General features: G+C 63.3%; 15 protein-coding genes. 12 read left to right on the top strand and 3 right to left on the bottom strand.

Annotated elements, in window-relative coordinates; translation table 11 throughout:
• Positions 1–143 precede the first annotated feature (143 nt).
• Positions 144–812 (top strand): signal peptidase I, encoded by a 669-nt coding sequence (lepB, locus tag EN749_RS15110; RefSeq protein WP_245491398.1) that lies wholly within the window; start codon positions 144–146, stop codon positions 810–812.
• Positions 813–857: 45 nt separating this feature from the next.
• On the opposite strand, the gene EN749_RS15105 is transcribed toward lepB, so the two are convergent.
• Positions 858–2,387 (bottom strand): mannitol dehydrogenase family protein, encoded by a 1,530-nt coding sequence (locus EN749_RS15105; protein ID WP_128363436.1) that lies wholly within the window; start codon positions 2,385–2,387, stop codon positions 858–860.
• A gap of 143 nt (positions 2,388–2,530) precedes the next feature.
• Between EN749_RS15105 and uxaC the strand changes: the two genes are divergently transcribed.
• From uxaC to EN749_RS15065, 8 genes are all read left to right on the top strand, one after another.
• Positions 2,531–3,943, top strand: coding sequence for a glucuronate isomerase (gene uxaC, locus EN749_RS15100; protein ID WP_189367524.1), 1,413 nt, complete (start codon positions 2,531–2,533; stop codon positions 3,941–3,943).
• Positions 3,944–3,979: 36 nt separating this feature from the next.
• Positions 3,980–4,957 (top strand): TRAP transporter substrate-binding protein, encoded by a 978-nt coding sequence (locus EN749_RS15095; protein ID WP_127808812.1) that lies wholly within the window; start codon positions 3,980–3,982, stop codon positions 4,955–4,957.
• A gap of 100 nt (positions 4,958–5,057) precedes the next feature.
• Positions 5,058–5,588: a TRAP transporter small permease gene (locus EN749_RS15090; protein ID WP_127269376.1), complete on the top strand. Its 531-nt coding sequence runs from the start codon at positions 5,058–5,060 to the stop codon at positions 5,586–5,588.
• Between the two features lie 4 nt (positions 5,589–5,592).
• Positions 5,593–6,873: a TRAP transporter large permease gene (locus EN749_RS15085; RefSeq protein WP_127269374.1), complete on the top strand. Its 1,281-nt coding sequence runs from the start codon at positions 5,593–5,595 to the stop codon at positions 6,871–6,873.
• A gap of 7 nt (positions 6,874–6,880) precedes the next feature.
• Positions 6,881–7,657 (top strand): FadR/GntR family transcriptional regulator, encoded by a 777-nt coding sequence (locus tag EN749_RS15080; RefSeq protein ID WP_128363434.1) that lies wholly within the window; start codon positions 6,881–6,883, stop codon positions 7,655–7,657.
• A 22-nt stretch (positions 7,658–7,679) separates the two neighbouring features.
• On the top strand, positions 7,680–8,531 hold the full coding sequence (gene kduI, locus EN749_RS15075; protein ID WP_127395856.1) for a 5-dehydro-4-deoxy-D-glucuronate isomerase: 852 nt from the start codon (positions 7,680–7,682) through the stop codon (positions 8,529–8,531).
• The gene (gene kduD / locus EN749_RS15070) at positions 8,528–9,286 is read left to right on the top strand and encodes a 2-dehydro-3-deoxy-D-gluconate 5-dehydrogenase KduD (protein WP_128363433.1); all 759 of its coding nucleotides are present in this window, start codon (positions 8,528–8,530) and stop codon (positions 9,284–9,286) included. The genes kduI and kduD overlap by 4 nt, the downstream gene beginning before the upstream one ends.
• Positions 9,287–9,398: 112 nt before the next feature.
• The gene (locus EN749_RS15065) at positions 9,399–9,734 is read left to right on the top strand and encodes a cupin domain-containing protein (RefSeq protein WP_127270498.1); all 336 of its coding nucleotides are present in this window, start codon (positions 9,399–9,401) and stop codon (positions 9,732–9,734) included.
• Positions 9,735–9,923: 189 nt separating this feature from the next.
• On the opposite strand, the gene EN749_RS15060 is transcribed toward EN749_RS15065, so the two are convergent.
• Positions 9,924–11,345 carry a coniferyl aldehyde dehydrogenase gene (locus EN749_RS15060; RefSeq protein ID WP_128363432.1) on the bottom strand — a complete coding sequence of 474 codons (1,422 nt, stop codon included), beginning with the start codon at positions 11,343–11,345 and terminating at the stop codon, positions 9,924–9,926.
• 88 nt (positions 11,346–11,433) lie between these two features.
• The gene (locus EN749_RS15055) at positions 11,434–12,345 is read right to left on the bottom strand and encodes a LysR family transcriptional regulator (RefSeq protein WP_128363431.1); all 912 of its coding nucleotides are present in this window, start codon (positions 12,343–12,345) and stop codon (positions 11,434–11,436) included.
• 100 nt (positions 12,346–12,445) lie between these two features.
• Here EN749_RS15055 and EN749_RS15050 point away from each other — a divergent pair, with 100 nt between their 5' ends.
• The 3 genes from EN749_RS15050 to EN749_RS15040 form a co-directional block, all read left to right on the top strand.
• Positions 12,446–13,183, top strand: coding sequence for an SDR family oxidoreductase (locus tag EN749_RS15050; RefSeq protein WP_128363430.1), 738 nt, complete (start codon positions 12,446–12,448; stop codon positions 13,181–13,183).
• Positions 13,184–13,407: 224 nt separating this feature from the next.
• A complete protein-coding gene (locus EN749_RS15045; protein WP_128363429.1) occupies positions 13,408–14,169 on the top strand; it encodes a sulfotransferase in 762 nt (253 codons plus the stop codon).
• Positions 14,169–15,637: ATP-dependent DNA helicase RecQ (locus EN749_RS15040; RefSeq protein WP_145990923.1), on the top strand; the 1,469-nt coding region annotated here is incomplete at its 3' end. The genes EN749_RS15045 and EN749_RS15040, both read left to right, overlap by 1 nt.

Genomic DNA, 15,637 nt, shown 5'->3' with positions numbered 1-15,637 from the left:
CCGGATTTCCGGTTCTGCCGGGAACCGATCTTGCCTGGCTGGCCAATTTTTCAGGTATCGGTTCGATGATCCTGGGGGCAGCGCTCGTCCTGCCCTTCGCCCATCGGTTCAAGCCGGTGAGATGGTATGCGCACGGATTTTGGGTGCTGGTGCTTGTCTTTCTGACTACCTATCCGGCTGCATTTGCGATCCGTTCGTTCCTGTTCCAGCCGTTTTCGATACCATCCAGCAGTATGGTGCCGACATTGCAAGGCGGCGACTATCTCTTCGTCTCCAAATTCGCATATGGCTACAGCCGCTACAGCGTGCCGTTCAATCTGTTGCCGATAGAAGGCCGCATGTTCGGCGCGGAGCCCAAGCGAGGGGATGTGGTGGTGTTCAAATTCCCGCCCGACCCCAGCGTGGATTACATCCAGCGGATCGTCGGTCTTCCCGGGGACAAAATCCAGATGGTCAATGGCGTGCTGCACATCAACGATGTGGCCGTCGGCCTCAAGGATGCAGGCACTTTCTCCTACGAGGAACGCGAGCAACCTGCCAGGCTTGAACGGGAGACCCTGCCGGGTGGTGTCACCCATTTCGTTCTCGACCTGACGGACAGTTCCATCGGCGACAACACGCGGGAATTTGAGGTGCCCGAAGGCCACTATTTCATGCTGGGCGACAATCGCGACAATGCCTCCGACAGCCGATTCATGGTCGGCTTCGTTCCCTACGAAAACCTCGTCGGCAAGGCCGTGCGATTGTTCTGGAATTCAAAAGGCACGGAGTATTCTTCCCGGCAAACGCTGGACGGTTCGGTCGGCAAATAAGCCTGAATCGAGTTGGTTCGGACCCGCACCAAGTCTGGTTGATGACTACTTCATATCTATGCCGAGCGCGGCGAAGGCCAAGGTCGGACCGTCGCGTCGCAGGTGGACGAGATGCACAGCCACAAGTTCGATCAACGTCTGGCGTTCGGCGTGATCCCCAGCGAAGCCGGCCAGGTCGAACACCGCGGTCACGGTTTCGTTGGCCGGCAGTTGCTCACTCAAAAATTCCGTCAACGCCGCGTCGAGCGGATCGGTGAAATGGCCCTCCGGCAAGGTTTTCCCTCGCGCGGCGCAGGCGGCGATCCAGGCAGCCACCACCAGGGTCAGATGGACCAGTTCGGTACCGGCTTCCAGGCATTCGATGGCGGAAGCGATGATGCGCTGCGGCAGTTTCTGGCTGCCGTCATTGGCGATCTGCGCCGTGCGATGGGCAAGTGCAGTGTTGGAAAAACGCTCCGCGAGCTCCGCAATATAGGCGCTCGTGTCCAATCCGGCATCCTCGGGCAGGGTCGGGATGGCTTCGGCCCACAAGGCATCGACGAATTGGCGGATCGCCGGGTCGGCGAAGGCGCGGTCGACGGTGGCATGACCGCTGAGCAGGCCAAGATAGGCGATGGCCGAATGCGAGCCGTTGAGCAGCCTGAGCTTCATGTCCTCGAACGGGCCGACGTCGCGAACCATGGTGACGCCGAATTGTTCCCACGCGGGCCGGCCAGTCGGGAACTTATCTTCGACCACCCACTGACAAAACGGCTCGGTCATCACGGGCCAGGCATCCTCGACGCCGAGTTCTTCAGCGATCCGCGCCCGATCGGCGTCGGTGGTTGCAGGCACGATGCGATCGACCATGCTGGAGGGAAACGCGACCTGGTGTGCGATGTGGTCGGCAATTCCGACATCACTCGATTGGGCGAGCCCGGCATCTCGCAACTGGGCGAATTCGACCAACAGCCGGTGCAGCGTGGCGCCGTTGGCCGGCAAATTGTCGCAACACAGGACAGTGAAGGGCGGCGTGCCGGCGGCGCGTCGCAGGGCAAGCGCCTCGGTCAGGAAACCATGCGCTGTCTTCGGCATCCGGGGCTTGGCCAGATCATGGACGATATCGGGATGGGCGGCGTCCAATCCGCCGCCTGCCGCCCTCAGATAGGCTTTTTCGGTGATCGTCAGCGTGACGATGCGGGTGCGCGGATCGGTCAGCGTGGCCAGCACAGCGCTGGGGTCTTCGGGCGCCACCAGCATCGCGCCGATCGAGCCGATGACCTGAAGCTTTTCGGTTCCACTGCTTCTGATCGCCAGCGTGTAGAGCCCGTCCTGCGGCGTGAGAGCGTCGCGCGTGTCGGTGCTGCGCAGCGAAACGCCTGTTATGCCCCAATCCGCCTCGCCTGCCGCCAGGCAATCGTCGACATAGGCTGCCTGATGGGCGCGGTGGAAGGCGCCGACACCAAGGTGCACAATGCCCGGGACGACGCGGCTGCGATCATACGCAGGTGTCGCGATCGAGGCAGGCAGTGCGCGCACGGTCTTCGTGGAAAGGCGTTCGGTCGTCGTGGTGCGACTGGTCTGGTCGGATGACATGAGTGGCCTCGGCAGGGATCGGCAAAGCGGCGTAACATTCGATTTCCTGCCACACAATGGGTCGAAAAGTCATCATACAACAATCGCATTTTTGTATGTTGACATTATTTCTTGCCGCCCCTACCGATAGTGGCCTTGGGAGGATGACCGTGGCACTGACCCATGCGGATTTGCTGTTTCCCGCCGAGGCGCATTCGCGCTCGGTTGCCCGTGATCTCTATGCCGGGATCAAGGACCTGCCCCTTGTCAGCCCGCATGGCCACACCGATCCGCGCTGGTATGCGCTGAACGAGCCATTCCCGGATCCAGCGCAACTGCTCATCGTCCCGGATCACTACATCTTCCGCATGCTGTTCAGCCAAGGCGTCCGCCTCGAGGATCTCGGCGTGGCGACGCTCGACGGCGCGCCGGTCGAGACCGACGGCAGGGCGATCTGGCGGCTTTTTGCCGAGCATTATCATCTGTTTCGGGGCACGCCGACCCGGCTGTGGTTCGACCATGTGCTTGCCGATCTGTTCGGCATCGACGAACCGCTGACCGCGGCGACCGCCGACCGCCACTACGACACCATCGCGACGCTGCTGCAGTGGGAGAATTTTCGCCCGCGCGCGCTGTTCGAGCGTTTCAACATCGAGGTCATCGCGACCACGGAAGGCGCGCTCGACGATCTCAAATGGCACCAGATGATCCGCGACAGCGGCTGGCAGGGCCGTGTGGTCACCGCTTATCGGCCGGATGCTGTCGTCGATCCCGATTTCGAAGGGTTTTCAACCAATCTCGACCGGCTCGGCGAGATCACCGGCTGCGACACCGGCAATTGGGCCGGCTATCTCGATGCGCATCGCCAGCGGCGTGCCTTCTTCAAGAGCTTCGGCGCGACTTCGTCGGATCATGGCCATCCGACGGCCGAGACCGCCAATCTTTCGGATGCGGCGGCGCAAGAGCTGTTCAATCGGATTCGCCGTGGTTCCGACGATGAGCGCGAGCGAAAACTGTTCCGCGCCCAGATGCTGACCGAGATGGCCAAGATGAGCCTCGACGATGGACTGGTCCTGCAGATCCATCCCGGCTCCTGGCGCAATCATTCGCCCGCGATCTTCCAGAAATTCGGCCGCGACAAGGGTTTCGATATCCCGACCAGGACCGACTATGTGACGGCGCTGAAGCCGCTGCTCGACTGCGTCGGGCTGGAGCGCGACCTCACCGTCATCCTGTTCACGCTCGACGAGACCAGTTATGCGCGCGAGCTGGCGCCGCTGGCCGGTGTCTACCCGGCGCTGAAGCTCGGGCCGGCATGGTGGTTCCACGACAGCTCGGAAGGCATGCGGCGCTTCCGCGAGATGACCACCGAGACGGCCGGCTTCTACAACACCGTCGGTTTCAACGACGACACCCGTGCCTTTCCGTCGATCCCGGCGCGTCACGATGTGGCGCGGCGAGTCGACTGCGCGTTCCTGGCGCGTCTCGTCGCCGAGCATCGGCTGCGCGAGGACGAGGCGTATGAGCTGGCGCGGGAACTGACCTATACGCTGGCGAAAAAGGCGTATCGGCTCTGAAGGGGCAACTCGCCCGCAATGCAAAGGGAGGAAACCATGTTGCATTTTTCAAGACTGACGGGAGCTGCGCTACTCGCCGCCGCACTGATGGCCGGAACGGCAAGCGCCCAGACGGTTCTGCGCTCGTCCGACACCCACCCGGACGGCTATCCGACGGTCGAGGCAGTCAAATATTTCGGCGAGCTTGTAAAGGAGCGTACGGCCGGCCGCTATGCGGTCGAGCTCTATCATTCCGCGCAGCTCGGCGAAGAAAAGGACACGATCGAGCAGGTTCGCACCGGCGTGATCGACCTCAACCGCATCTCGATGGCGCCGTTCAACGGGCTCATTCCCGAAACCACGGTGCCCTCGCTGCCCTACATCTTCCGCTCGGAAGACCATATGCACAAGGTCATGGACGGGGCGGTCGGCGACCAGATCGCGGCGGCGTTCGAACAGGTCGGGCTGGTGCTGCTCGCCTTTTATGACAGTGGCGCGCGCTCCTTCTACAATTCGAAGAAGCCGATCAACTCATTAGCCGATCTGTCCGGCATGAAGTTCCGCGTCATCCAGTCCGACATCTTCGTCGACATGGTGGCGGCACTCGGCGCCAACGCGACGCCGATGCCGTATGGCGAGGTGTATTCGGCGATCGAGACCGGGGTCATCGACGGCGCGGAAAACAATTTTCCGAGCTACGACACCGCCAAGCATGCGGAAGTCGCCAAGTTCTATTCGCTCGACGAGCACACTATGGTGCCGGAAGCCTTCGTCATGGCGAAGTTGAGCTGGGACAAGCTGACGCCGGAGGATCAGGCGATCTTCAAGGCGGCCGCCAAGGAGAGCGTCGCCAGGCAGCGCGAGCTGTGGACCGCCAAGGTCAAGGAATCGCGCGCCAAGGTCGAGGCGGCCGGTTCGCAGATCACGACGCCGGACAAGCAGCCCTTCATCGACGCCATGGGTCCGGTCTACGAGAAGCACGTCAAGGACGACAAGCTGAAGGCCATGGTCGAAGCCATCAAGGCCGTGCAGTGATCAAGCGGCGGCGCGGGCATTCCACGCCGCCATCCTCTTGCGGAGAGAACCGGTGACCTCCAGCCCAGAACACAGACCGCCCCTGTCCGGCGTCGCGCGCATGATGTCGCGCGTCAGCACAGCGGCGCTATGGGTCGCAGGCATCGGGCTGGTGCTGATGACCGCCTTCGTCGCCTGGCAGGTGTTCGGTCGTTATGTCCTGAACCGCTCGCCAAGCTGGACCGAGCAGGGCTCGGTGATGCTGATGAGCTGGTTCATTTTCCTCGGCGCTGCCGTCGGGGTGCGCGAGAACTATCACCTCGGCTTCGACGTCCTGCTCTACGTGCTGCCCAAAGGCGGCAAGCGTTGGCTGCGGATGATCTCGGACCTCGTCGCGCTCGCCTTCGGCATCGGTATGATCTGGTATGGCAGCCAACTGGTTGCATTGACCTGGGGCGCTACCTTGCCGTCGCTCGGCATATCCGGGGGCTGGGACTACGTCCCGCTGGTCGCGGGAGGCGTGCTCGTCGTGCTCTTCACGCTGGAGCGCATCGTGCTTCGTCTCTCCGGTGCGCCGATCGACGATGTGCTCGATGAACTGCCGCCGGCGGAAGTTGCAACCGAACTCGACACGGCGAACGTGAAGGTCTGACGGCATGGAACTCTGGATCCTCTTCGGCGTCTTCACCCTTCTGATGCTTATCGGCACGCCGATCGCTTTCTGCCTCGGCGTCGCAAGCTTTGCCACCGTCCTTTACATGGGCCTGCCGCCGCTCATCGTGTTCCAGCGCCTGAATTCCGGCATGAGCGTCTTTTCGCTGCTGGCCATTCCGTTCTTCATCTATGCCGGCGACTTGATGGTGCGCGGCGGCATCGCCAGCAAGATCGTTGCCTTCGCCGGCTCGCTCGTTGGCCATTTGCGCGGCGGCCTCGGGCAGGTCAACATTGCGACCGCTACACTGTTCGGCGGCATTTCCGGCTCCGCGGTGGCCGAGGCAGCGGCGGTCGGCGGCTTGATGATCCCGCAGATGAAAGCGCGTGGATATGGAGCGGATTACGCCGTCAACGTCACGTCGATGGCGGCGCTGATCGCGCTGCTCCTGCCGCCGTCGCACAACATGATCATCTACTCGATCTCGGCAGGTGGAAAGATCTCCATCGCCGACCTGTTCACGGCCGGCATCATTCCGGGCCTGCTGTTGGCCCTGTCGCTGATGATCACCGCCTATTTCGTGGCGCGCTCCCGCGGCTATCCGACCGAGCCGTTTCCGGGCTTCACCGCCGTCGCGCATCTCTTCGCTGTCGCGGTGCCCGGCCTGCTGCTGATCGCGATCATCTTCGGTGGCGTACGATCGGGCGTTTTCACGGCAACCGAGAGTTCCTGTGTCGCGGTCATCTATGCGTTGCTCGTCACTGTCTTCGTTTACCGGCAGATGACTTGGGAAGGTTTCGTTCATGCCACCCATGGTGCCGTGCGCACCACGGCCATGGTGCTGCTCATCATCGGCATGGCGGCGGCGTTCTCGTGGTTGATGGCCTTCCTGAAAGTGCCGGCAGCGCTCATAGCCTCCATGAACGCGATCTCGGACGATCCGCTGGTCGTGCTTCTCCTGCTCAACGTCTTGATGCTGTTCCTCGGCACCTTCATGGACATGGGGCCGACGATCATCATCTGTACGCCGATCTTCCTGCCCGTGGCGCAAGCCTACGGCGTCGACCCGGTGCATTTTGGCGTTATCATGATCCTCAACTTCGGCATCGGGCTGAATACGCCGCCGGTGGGCGCTGTGCAGTTCGTGGCGTGCGCAGTGGGCAAGATATCCGTCTGGGAAGCGATGCGCTCGATCTGGCCGTTCTACGGGGCCGGGCTCGTGGTACTGGGGCTCGTCACTTACATTCCGGCCATTTCGCTCTGGCTACCGAGCGTCTTCAAATAGGGGCGACATGGCATCGGACACCGCAACCGACCTCAGGGTCGAGAGAAAACCCAAATTGTCGGAGACAGTGGTCACGACGATCCGCAAGCAGTTGCAGGCGGGTGAGATCCTGCCCGGCCATAAATTGCCGACCGAAGGCCAACTGACCGAAACCTTCGGCGTCAGCCGCACCGTCATCCGCGAGGCGCTGGCCAAGCTTGCCGCCGACGGGCTGGTCGAGCCGCGCCAAGGTGCCGGTGTCTTCGTCACCGAGCACATCTCGACGATGTTCGGCGCGCTGGCCGCCGATATGGGAGCCAAGGATTCGATCGCGCTCAACGTGCTCGAGGTGCGCCTCGCGATCGAGATCGAATCGGCCGGGATCGCCGCAGTCCGTCGCAACGCCGCGCAGGAGGCGGCGATCCAGGAAGCCTTCTTCGAATTCGAGCGGCTGCTGCTTGCCAGCGAGCCGACCGGTCCGGCCGACCTCGCCTTCCATCGCGCCATCGCCAGCGCCACCAGCAACCCGTTCTATGTCGAGATGCTCGACGTGCTCGGCCGGCGCGCCATCCCGTGCGACGTGACTTCGCCCTGGTCCACCGAACTGGCGCAATCCGATAGCTACCAGCGCGGACTGCAGCGCGAGCACCTGGTGATCCTCAACGCCATCACCTCAGGCGATGCCGAGGCCGCGCGAGAGGCGATGCGCGCGCACCTCACCGCCAGCCAGCAGCGTTACCGCGAACGCCTGCATGCGCGTCAGGCTTTTTATGCCAGTTCGGTCAAGGCCGCCGCCGGCGAATGACCCATCTCAAGTCAGGATTGAAATGAACCAGAGCCACACCGACTATACATCCCGCTTTGCCATCGACCCGGTCGCCGCCGCGGCGATGGGAACCGATGAGCTGCGCCACAACTTTCACATTGACGGCCTATTCCAGCCCGGCCGCATCAGCCTGACCTACACACATTACGACCGCATGATCGTCGGCGGCGCCGTGCCGACTGGCGCACCGCTTCAACTGGAAGCGATCAAGCCGACCGGCACCAAGAACTTTCTCGACCGTCGCGAGCTGATCGCCGTCAACATCGGTGGTGCGGGTGTCATCAACGCCGGCGGCCAGCCCTTCGAATTGCAGGCGCGCGACATGCTCTATCTCGGCATGGGCACCGCTGATGTGTCGTTCGCCTCTGCTGACATAGCCGCGCCGGCAAAATTCTATCTGCTCAGCGCGCCGGCGCATCAGGCCTGGCCCAGCCGGCTGATCCGCATCGGCGACGCCAAGCGCCTCGATCTCGGCAGCAAGGATGCCTGCAACGAGCGTTCGATCTTCCAGTTCATCCATGCCGAGGGCGTGAAAACCTGCCAGCTGGTGGTCGGCATGACTCAGCTGGCGCCGGGCTCGGTGTGGAACACCATGCCGTGCCATGTGCATGACCGGCGCATGGAGGCCTATCTCTATTTCGACCTGGCCGAGACGGCACGCGTCTTCCACTTCATGGGCGAGCCGGACGAGACGCGCCATATCGTCATGGGCAACGAGGAGGCGGTGCTGTCGCCGGGATGGTCGATCCACTCCGGCGCCGGCACTTCCAATTATGCTTTCATCTGGGCGATGGCTGGCGACAATGTCGACTATACCGATGTCGACCCGGTGGCGTTGGGCGATCTGCGGTGAGCGACCCCTTCAGCCTTGCCGGAAAACGTATCCTGGTCACCGGCGCCAACACCGGCATCGGCCAGGGCATCGCCGTATCGATCGCACGCGCCGGGGGCGCGGTGGTCGGCGTCGGCCGCTCGTCGATGGACGATACGGCAGACAAGGTCGCCGCAGTCGGCGGGCAATTCGAGGCGGTGAGCGCCGACCTGGCCGACATTTCGGCCGCCGGCCCGTTGCACGACCGCATCTGGGTCGAAAGCGGCGTGCTCGACGGGCTGGTCAACAATGCCGGCATCATCCGCCGCGCCGATGCCGTCGATCTCAGCGAGGCCGATTGGGACGACGTCATGGATGTCAATCTGAAGACGGTTTTTTTGCTCTGCCAAAGCTTTGCCAGGCGTGCCTTGGCCGCTGAACGGAAAGGCAAGATCGTCAACATTGCCTCGGTGCTGAGTTTCCAAGGTGGCATTCGCGTCGCGTCCTACACCGCCTCGAAGCATGGCGTGCTCGGCATCACGCGTTTGCTCGCCTGCGAATGGGCGCAGAAAGGCATCAACGTCAACGCCATCGCGCCAGGCTATATCGAAACCAACAACACGCAGGCGTTGCGCGCCGATCTCGACCGCAGCGCCGCCATCTTGGCGCGTATCCCGGCCGGCCGCTGGGGCGAAGCGGGCGACATTGGCGACGCCGCCGTCTTCCTGCTGGCGCCGGCATCGGACTATATGCATGGAGCGGTGGTGCCGGTGGATGGCGGCTGGCTGGCGCGCTAGCGAGGTTCATCGTTTAGCGGAAACGCTGAACCGCGCTATCTCATTGTTTTAACGCAATTCCGGACGGAAAACCGTTTCACACTTTTCCTGGAATTGCTCTGAGGAGACAACGATGACCGCAAAGATTTTCGCGCAAGCCGGCGAGGGCGCCTGGACGAAGACGCCAGACGGCAACAGGCGGCGCGTTCTCCTGCACACCGACGAGTTGATGCTGGTCGAATTCGGCTTCGACAAGGGTGGCGTCGGCGCCCTGCATTCGCACCCGCATGTCCAGGCAAGCTATGTCGCCGAAGGCCGCTTCGAGGTGACCATCGACGGTAGGACCGAAACCATCGAGACCGGCGGCAGCTTCATTGTGCCGTCCGGTCTGGTGCACGGCGTCAAGGCGCTGGAAGCAGGGCGGCTGGTCGACAGCTTCACGCCGCACCGGGCCGATTTCCTCGGCTAGCCAAGGGTAAGAGATCGAGCGGGAATGACCCGCACCCCGAAAGAGGCGCGGGTCTGTTGCCTGGGCGCTTGTGGCGCCGCGGTACTCAAGACATCACCGCAGGATGAGGACCCTGCCGCACCGTGGTGAAGATAGTCTTAATGCGCCGGCGCTGCATGGCACGACGAACCGGAGGCTGCGCTCGCTCGATCAGGTGATGTGACGCAGGAGGCTGAAGAGCCGCTCGAACGTCTTGCCGTAGGGCGGGCGCAACAAGGCTCCGGCGCTCAGCCGGGACTGTGTGAAAACCGGCTTCTCCTTGCTGAACGTCCGGAATCCCCACTCGCCGTGATAGGCGCCCATGCCGCTGGCGCCGACCCCGCCGAAAGGCTGGTTTTCCTGTACCAGATGCAGCATGCAGTCGTTGATGGTGACACCGCCGGCAATAGTCTCGTGCAGGATGCGTTGACGATTGCCGCTGTCGCGGCCGAACCAGTAGAGCGCCAGCGGGCGCTCCGCTCCGTTCACATGCGCGATCGCTTCGTCGATCCCGGTGTATTCTACGATGGGCAGCACCGGCCCAAAAATCTCCTCGCGCATCAGCCGCAGGTTTGCGCCGGCGTTGCGGACCAGGGTCGGCAGCAGCTTCCGGCTTTTGCCACCCAGCTCTTCGCCGGCCGGGTTGATTTCGGTGACATCGGCGCCGGCGTCACGCGCTTCAGTGATCATGTCGCGCAGGCGCTGGTGGTGCCGGTCGCTGATGATGGCGGTATAATCGGGGTTGTCGCGCAAGGTCGGGTAGAGCTTCGCGATCGCCGTTGCTAGCTTGACAGCGACCGTGCCTGCCTGCCCCTTCGGCACCAGCAGATAATCCGGCGCGATGCAGGTCTGCCCGGCATTCAAGAGCTTGCCATAGGCAATGCTGGATACCGCCGCGTCAAGATCGCAGGACGGATCGAAGATTGCCGGCGACTTGCCGCCGAGTTCGAGCGTGACCGGGGTCAGGTTGGCGGCCGCGGCGATCGCGACCTGGCGTCCGACCGCGGTCGAGCCGGTGAACAGCAAATGATCGAAAGGCATCGACACGAAGGCCTTGCCCATCTCGGCATCGCCGGTGATGACGCTGAGCTCATCGGATGCGAAATGCTCGGCAACGAGTTTGGCCAGCAGCACTGAGAATGCCGGCGTCAATTCGGAAGGTTTTATGAGCACGCGGTTGCCGGCGGCAAGGGCGGCGGTCACCGGCGCGACGGCGAGTTGGAAAGGATAATTCCAGGGCGACACGATACCGACGACGCCGAGCGGCTGCGGGACGAGGCGATTTCGGCCGGGCAGGAACGGCATGGTGGTGACAACGCGGCGTTCGCGCATCCAGCCCCTGACATGCGACAGCGCGTGGCGGATGCCGGCGCGCACGACGAACAGTTCCGCAAGGCGCGTCTCGTGTGCCGAACGGCCGCCAAAGTCGGCGTCGATGGCGGTGCAGATGTCGGCTTCATGCCGCTCGGTCAGCGCCAGCAGGCGTTTCAGGCGATCCTTGCGGATGCCAAAGTTGGGGAAAGGCTGCGCCTCGAAGGCGGCGCGCTGCAGGTGGAACCGCTCGCCGAGAACATCCTGTCTGGTCTGCAGCATCGCATCCTCCCTGGCTAGCGGAGCCGAGCTTACATTGCTGGGTAAAGGAATCCAGCGAGGTAAAGGTGTCGTTAGGGAAGGATAGCCTCTACCTCTTGTCAGAGGCACGATGCCCTGTCCGGATGAAGGCCTCCAAGGCGGGACGATTGTTGCCCGTCCGCCAGGCCAGCGCGACCTCGTAGGGAATCGGCGAACCGGCTCCAGCCAAATCCCGAAACACCACGCCTTCGCGACCTGCCTCGCCGAACAGGCCCGGCACCAAGGCAACTCCAAGGCCCGCTGCCACAAGACCGACGATGGTCTCCATCTGGACCGCGCGCTGGGCAACCCGTGGCGTAAAGCCGGCTTGCGCACAGGATTGCAGGATCGTTGAATGAAGGCCGGGGCCTTCATTGGGCGGAAAGAGAATCCAGGGTTCATTTGCGAGTGCGGCCAAAGCGATCGGATCGTCCGGTGCCAGAGCCAGTTTGTGGCGCGCCGGAATGGCCGCGACCAGACGGTCCCTGACCATGGTTTGCACTGTGATGCGTTGCACGGCGCTGGGCGGGAGCGGGAGAGCGGCGATCCCGATGTCCATGCGGTCGTCGAGAAGTGCAGCAACCTGCCGGGCTGTCGGAGCTTCCTCGAGCTCCAGCACAACTCCCGGGTGACTTTCCCGGAATGCGGCGATCAGAGTCGGCAGCAGCTGCCGCACGGCACTGGCGACGAAGCCGATGCGCAGCGACCCAATCTCGCCGGCGCCCGCGCGTCGCGTCAGAGCCATGGCGCGTTCGGCCTGGACGATCGTTCTTTGCGCTTCTTCCCGCAGTACCTCACCGGCCACGGTCAGGCTGTCGATTCGATTGGTGCGCTCGAAAAGCTTTACACCAAGCTCTTCCTCCATCAGCCGGATTGCGGCAGTCAATGGCGGCTGCGCCATGTTCAGCCGCTCAGCGGCTCGCCGGAAGCTCATGGCTTCGGCAACGGCGAGGAATTGCTGGAATTGGCGCAAGCTCAACATGCGATATATCCATCATATCATAAGGGCACATAAACAGTATTCGACGTATCGCGTTCTCATAACCATCTGAAGGGCATCGTTCAACGCATGGGAGTTTCAGATGTCGAAGGATAAAAGAGTCGCAGTCGTAACCGGCGGAGCCAGCGGCATCGGGTTCGGCATAGCGCAAGCGATGCAGCAAGCGGGTTATGCTGCCGTTCTCATTGGCCGTGACGAGGATCGCCTCCGCAAGGCCGCGAAAAGGCTCGGTCCGCACGCCTCATGGCGGCGGGCGGATGTGGGAAAACGTCACGAGATTCAAGCGGCGCTGGCTCCCCTCGACCGGGTCGACGTCCTCGTGAACGCAGCCGGATTCACCCGAAGCATCAGCCTCTCGACTCCGATCGGGGACGCCGAGGCCGATTGGGATGCCCTCATCGAGGCCAACCTCAAAGGCAGCTTCCTGATGACTCACGCAGTGGCGCCCTTGCTCGCGAGCCCTGGGGGGCGCGTCATCAACATCGGTTCGATTGGCGCGCAGACCGGCGGCAGCCGGCCAGGCAGCCTTGCTTATGCAGCCGCGAAATCCGGCCTGCACGGCCTAACCTACGCGCTGGCACGCGAACTGGCACCGCGCGCCATTACGGCAAACGTCATTGCTCCGGGGTTCATCGCCGACACGGGATTCACCGGTGCCTGGCCGCAGGATCGTGTCGCGGCGATCGTCGCCGAGACGCCGATGGCGCGGCCGGGAACACCGGCCGATATCGCGGGAGCGGTGCTATGGCTCGCCTCGGACGCAGGCTCCTTCGTCACCGGCGCGGTCATTCCAGTCAATGGCGGGTGGCGGATAGGCTGAGACCGTTGTTGGTGTCGTGCCGACGAGCGACCCTGTTGTGATCCGATGGCCGCTGGGCTAAGCCAAAGTACCCCTACGGAGAGTCGTCTTGACCCGTTTCCACATCCTCTCCAGTCCACGGAATTCCAGCCCGGTGTCTGCCTGATGCTGATATCGGCGACGAGTATCTTGGCCATGGACCCCAAGCGGCGCGTTTCGCGCCGGGCGGCCCAGCGGAATTGCGGATGAAGGGCGCTCACAGGCTTGAGGCTGCGTGTGGAGCGGCCGCGCGAAGGGTTGTGCGCGAGTTTCTGCGGTTCGTGCCGCTGTCTCTGAAACAGCGCGTGCAAAGACGCACATACGCACGCGCGGCGCCCGCCAACAGAATTTTCATTACGGGCTGCGCGCGCAGCGGGACGACGCTGACACAGCGGCTGATGAGGTGTTTCGAGGACATTTTCGTCCATCCGCCCGAAGCGCGATACACAATGCTGGACATGTTGGACCGGCCGGAATCGAACCTCGTCGTCAAGCGCGATGCGCGCGGTTTTGCGCATCTGGCGAAGCTCCCTCCCTCCATCGGCTTGATCTATTGCGTGCGCCATCCGTTCGACACGCTGACAAGTTCGCATCCGCAAACACGCAACGAGCGTCGGTTCCACGTCACGCCGCATCGCTGGCTGGCCGAATACGACGCGCTGACCCGGCTGAAGAATGCACAACCGCACCGGCAGATACTCTTTGTCCGCTACGAAGACATGATCGGCGTGCCCGATGCGCAGCAGGACAAAATCGCGCAGTCGTTCGGACTGACACCGCGCATTCGTTTCAGCGAGGATCCGGACAATCCGATCCGGTTGGCTTCGTTGAGAAAATGGGAAAGGAATGAAGAGTTCAGGACTTATCTCGGCGGCCTGCCCCCGGCATTTCTCGTCCGCGTCCAGCGTTTCTGCGCCGAGTTCGGCTATGACATGCCAATGAGCACGCCGACCGTGGACGCGCGGTGATGCAGGCAGCGGCGGCCCTCGCGACAGACGAGCGAGATCCCAAGCGGCGCGTGCTGAAGGACGTGTTCGGCTTCGATGATTTCCGCCCCGGCCAGGCCGATGTCATGGATGCGCTGCTGGCCGGGCGGCATGTCCTGGCCGTCATGCCGACGGGTGCGGGCAAATCGCTCTGCTACCAGGTCCCGGCACTTGTCCTGGGCGGGCTCACCATTGTCGTTTCGCCGTTGGTGGCGCTGATGCAGGATCAGGTCGCCGCCTTGCGGCTTGCCGGCGTGGCTGCCGATACGATCAATTCCTCGATCGACCGCGATGCCAATATCGCCGCATGGCGTCGCGTCGCCTCGGGCCAGACGCGCCTGCTCTATCTCGCGCCGGAGCGGCTGATGACCGAGCGGATGCTCGAGGCGCTGGCCAGGCTCGATGTCAGCCTGATCGCCGTCGACGAGGCGCACTGCATCTCGCAATGGGGGCCGGCGTTCCGGCGCGAATACGAGGATTTGTCGCGGCTGCGCGGCATCTTCCCCAACGTGCCGATCATCGCGCTGACGGCAACGGCGGACGAAGGCACGCGCACCGATATCGAAGCCCGGCTGTTTGCCGAGCGCGTCGAGACCCTGGTGCTGGGCTTCGACCGGCCGAACATCAAGCTTGCCATCGAGGCCAAGCAGGACAGCAAGCGGCAATTGCTGCGCTTCGTCGAGCGCCATCCCGGCCGCAGCGGCATCGTCTACTGCCTGTCGCGCAAGAAGACGGAGGAGATGGCGGCCTTCCTCGAGAAGAACGGCGTCACCGCGCTCGCCTATCATGCCGGCATGAGCAAGGAGGCGCGTGACGCCAACCAGAACAGCTTCATGACCCTTTCAGGCGTCGTCATGGTGGCGACCATCGCCTTCGGCATGGGCATCGACAAGCCTGACGTCGCCTATGTCTTCCACACCGACATGCCGGGCAGCCTGGAGGCCTACTACCAGGAGATCGGCCGTGCCGGCCGCGATGGGCGGGACGCCGAGGCGCATATGCTGTTCGGCCTTGGCGATATCCGCATGCGCCGGATGTTCATCGACGACGAGGATGCGCCGCCCGAGCACAAGAGGCGCTCGCATGGCCGGCTCGACACGCTGATCGGCTATTGCGAGACGGCGCAGTGCCGCCGCCAGGTGCTGCTCGGCTATTTCGGCGAGGAAGCGCAGCCTTGCGGCAATTGCGACACCTGCCTCGACCAGGCACCGCGCGCCGACGGCGGAGCGGAGGCGCGGATCATCCTGACGGCGATCGCGCAGAGTGGCGAACGCTTCGGTGCCGGCCATGTCATCGACATCCTGCTCGGCCATGAAACCGAGAAGGTGCTTGCCAGGAACCACCAGAGGCTCACGAGTTTCGGCAGCGGTCTGGCGCACAAGAAGGATTTCTGGCTGTCGCTGATCCGGCAGCTCGTCGCAGGCGGGTTCCTGATGCCGGATCCGGCCGG

The organism is Mesorhizobium sp. M7A.F.Ca.ET.027.02.1.1, from assembly GCF_004022985.1.
In the GTDB taxonomy this organism is placed as follows: domain Bacteria; phylum Pseudomonadota; class Alphaproteobacteria; order Rhizobiales; family Rhizobiaceae; genus Mesorhizobium.
The sequence above is the reverse complement of the archived record's forward strand: the minus strand, read 5'-3'. Positions and strand labels throughout refer to the sequence as shown.

Coding starts and splice junctions, on each gene's coding strand:
- uxaC (WP_189367524.1), top strand. CDS start 2,531: ATGACCGTGGCACTGACCCATGCGGATTTGCTGTTTCCCGCCGAGGCG.
- EN749_RS15090 (WP_127269376.1), top strand. CDS start 5,058: ATGATGTCGCGCGTCAGCACAGCGGCGCTATGGGTCGCAGGCATCGGG.
- EN749_RS15085 (WP_127269374.1), top strand. CDS start 5,593: ATGGAACTCTGGATCCTCTTCGGCGTCTTCACCCTTCTGATGCTTATC.
- EN749_RS15105 (WP_128363436.1), bottom strand. CDS start 2,387: ATGTCATCCGACCAGACCAGTCGCACCACGACGACCGAACGCCTTTCC.
- EN749_RS15065 (WP_127270498.1), top strand. CDS start 9,399: ATGACCGCAAAGATTTTCGCGCAAGCCGGCGAGGGCGCCTGGACGAAG.
- kduI (WP_127395856.1), top strand. CDS start 7,680: ATGAACCAGAGCCACACCGACTATACATCCCGCTTTGCCATCGACCCG.
- EN749_RS15050 (WP_128363430.1), top strand. CDS start 12,446: ATGTCGAAGGATAAAAGAGTCGCAGTCGTAACCGGCGGAGCCAGCGGC.
- EN749_RS15055 (WP_128363431.1), bottom strand. CDS start 12,345: ATGTTGAGCTTGCGCCAATTCCAGCAATTCCTCGCCGTTGCCGAAGCC.
- EN749_RS15045 (WP_128363429.1), top strand. CDS start 13,408: ATGAAGGGCGCTCACAGGCTTGAGGCTGCGTGTGGAGCGGCCGCGCGA.
- EN749_RS15080 (WP_128363434.1), top strand. CDS start 6,881: ATGGCATCGGACACCGCAACCGACCTCAGGGTCGAGAGAAAACCCAAA.
- EN749_RS15060 (WP_128363432.1), bottom strand. CDS start 11,345: ATGCTGCAGACCAGACAGGATGTTCTCGGCGAGCGGTTCCACCTGCAG.
- EN749_RS15095 (WP_127808812.1), top strand. CDS start 3,980: ATGTTGCATTTTTCAAGACTGACGGGAGCTGCGCTACTCGCCGCCGCA.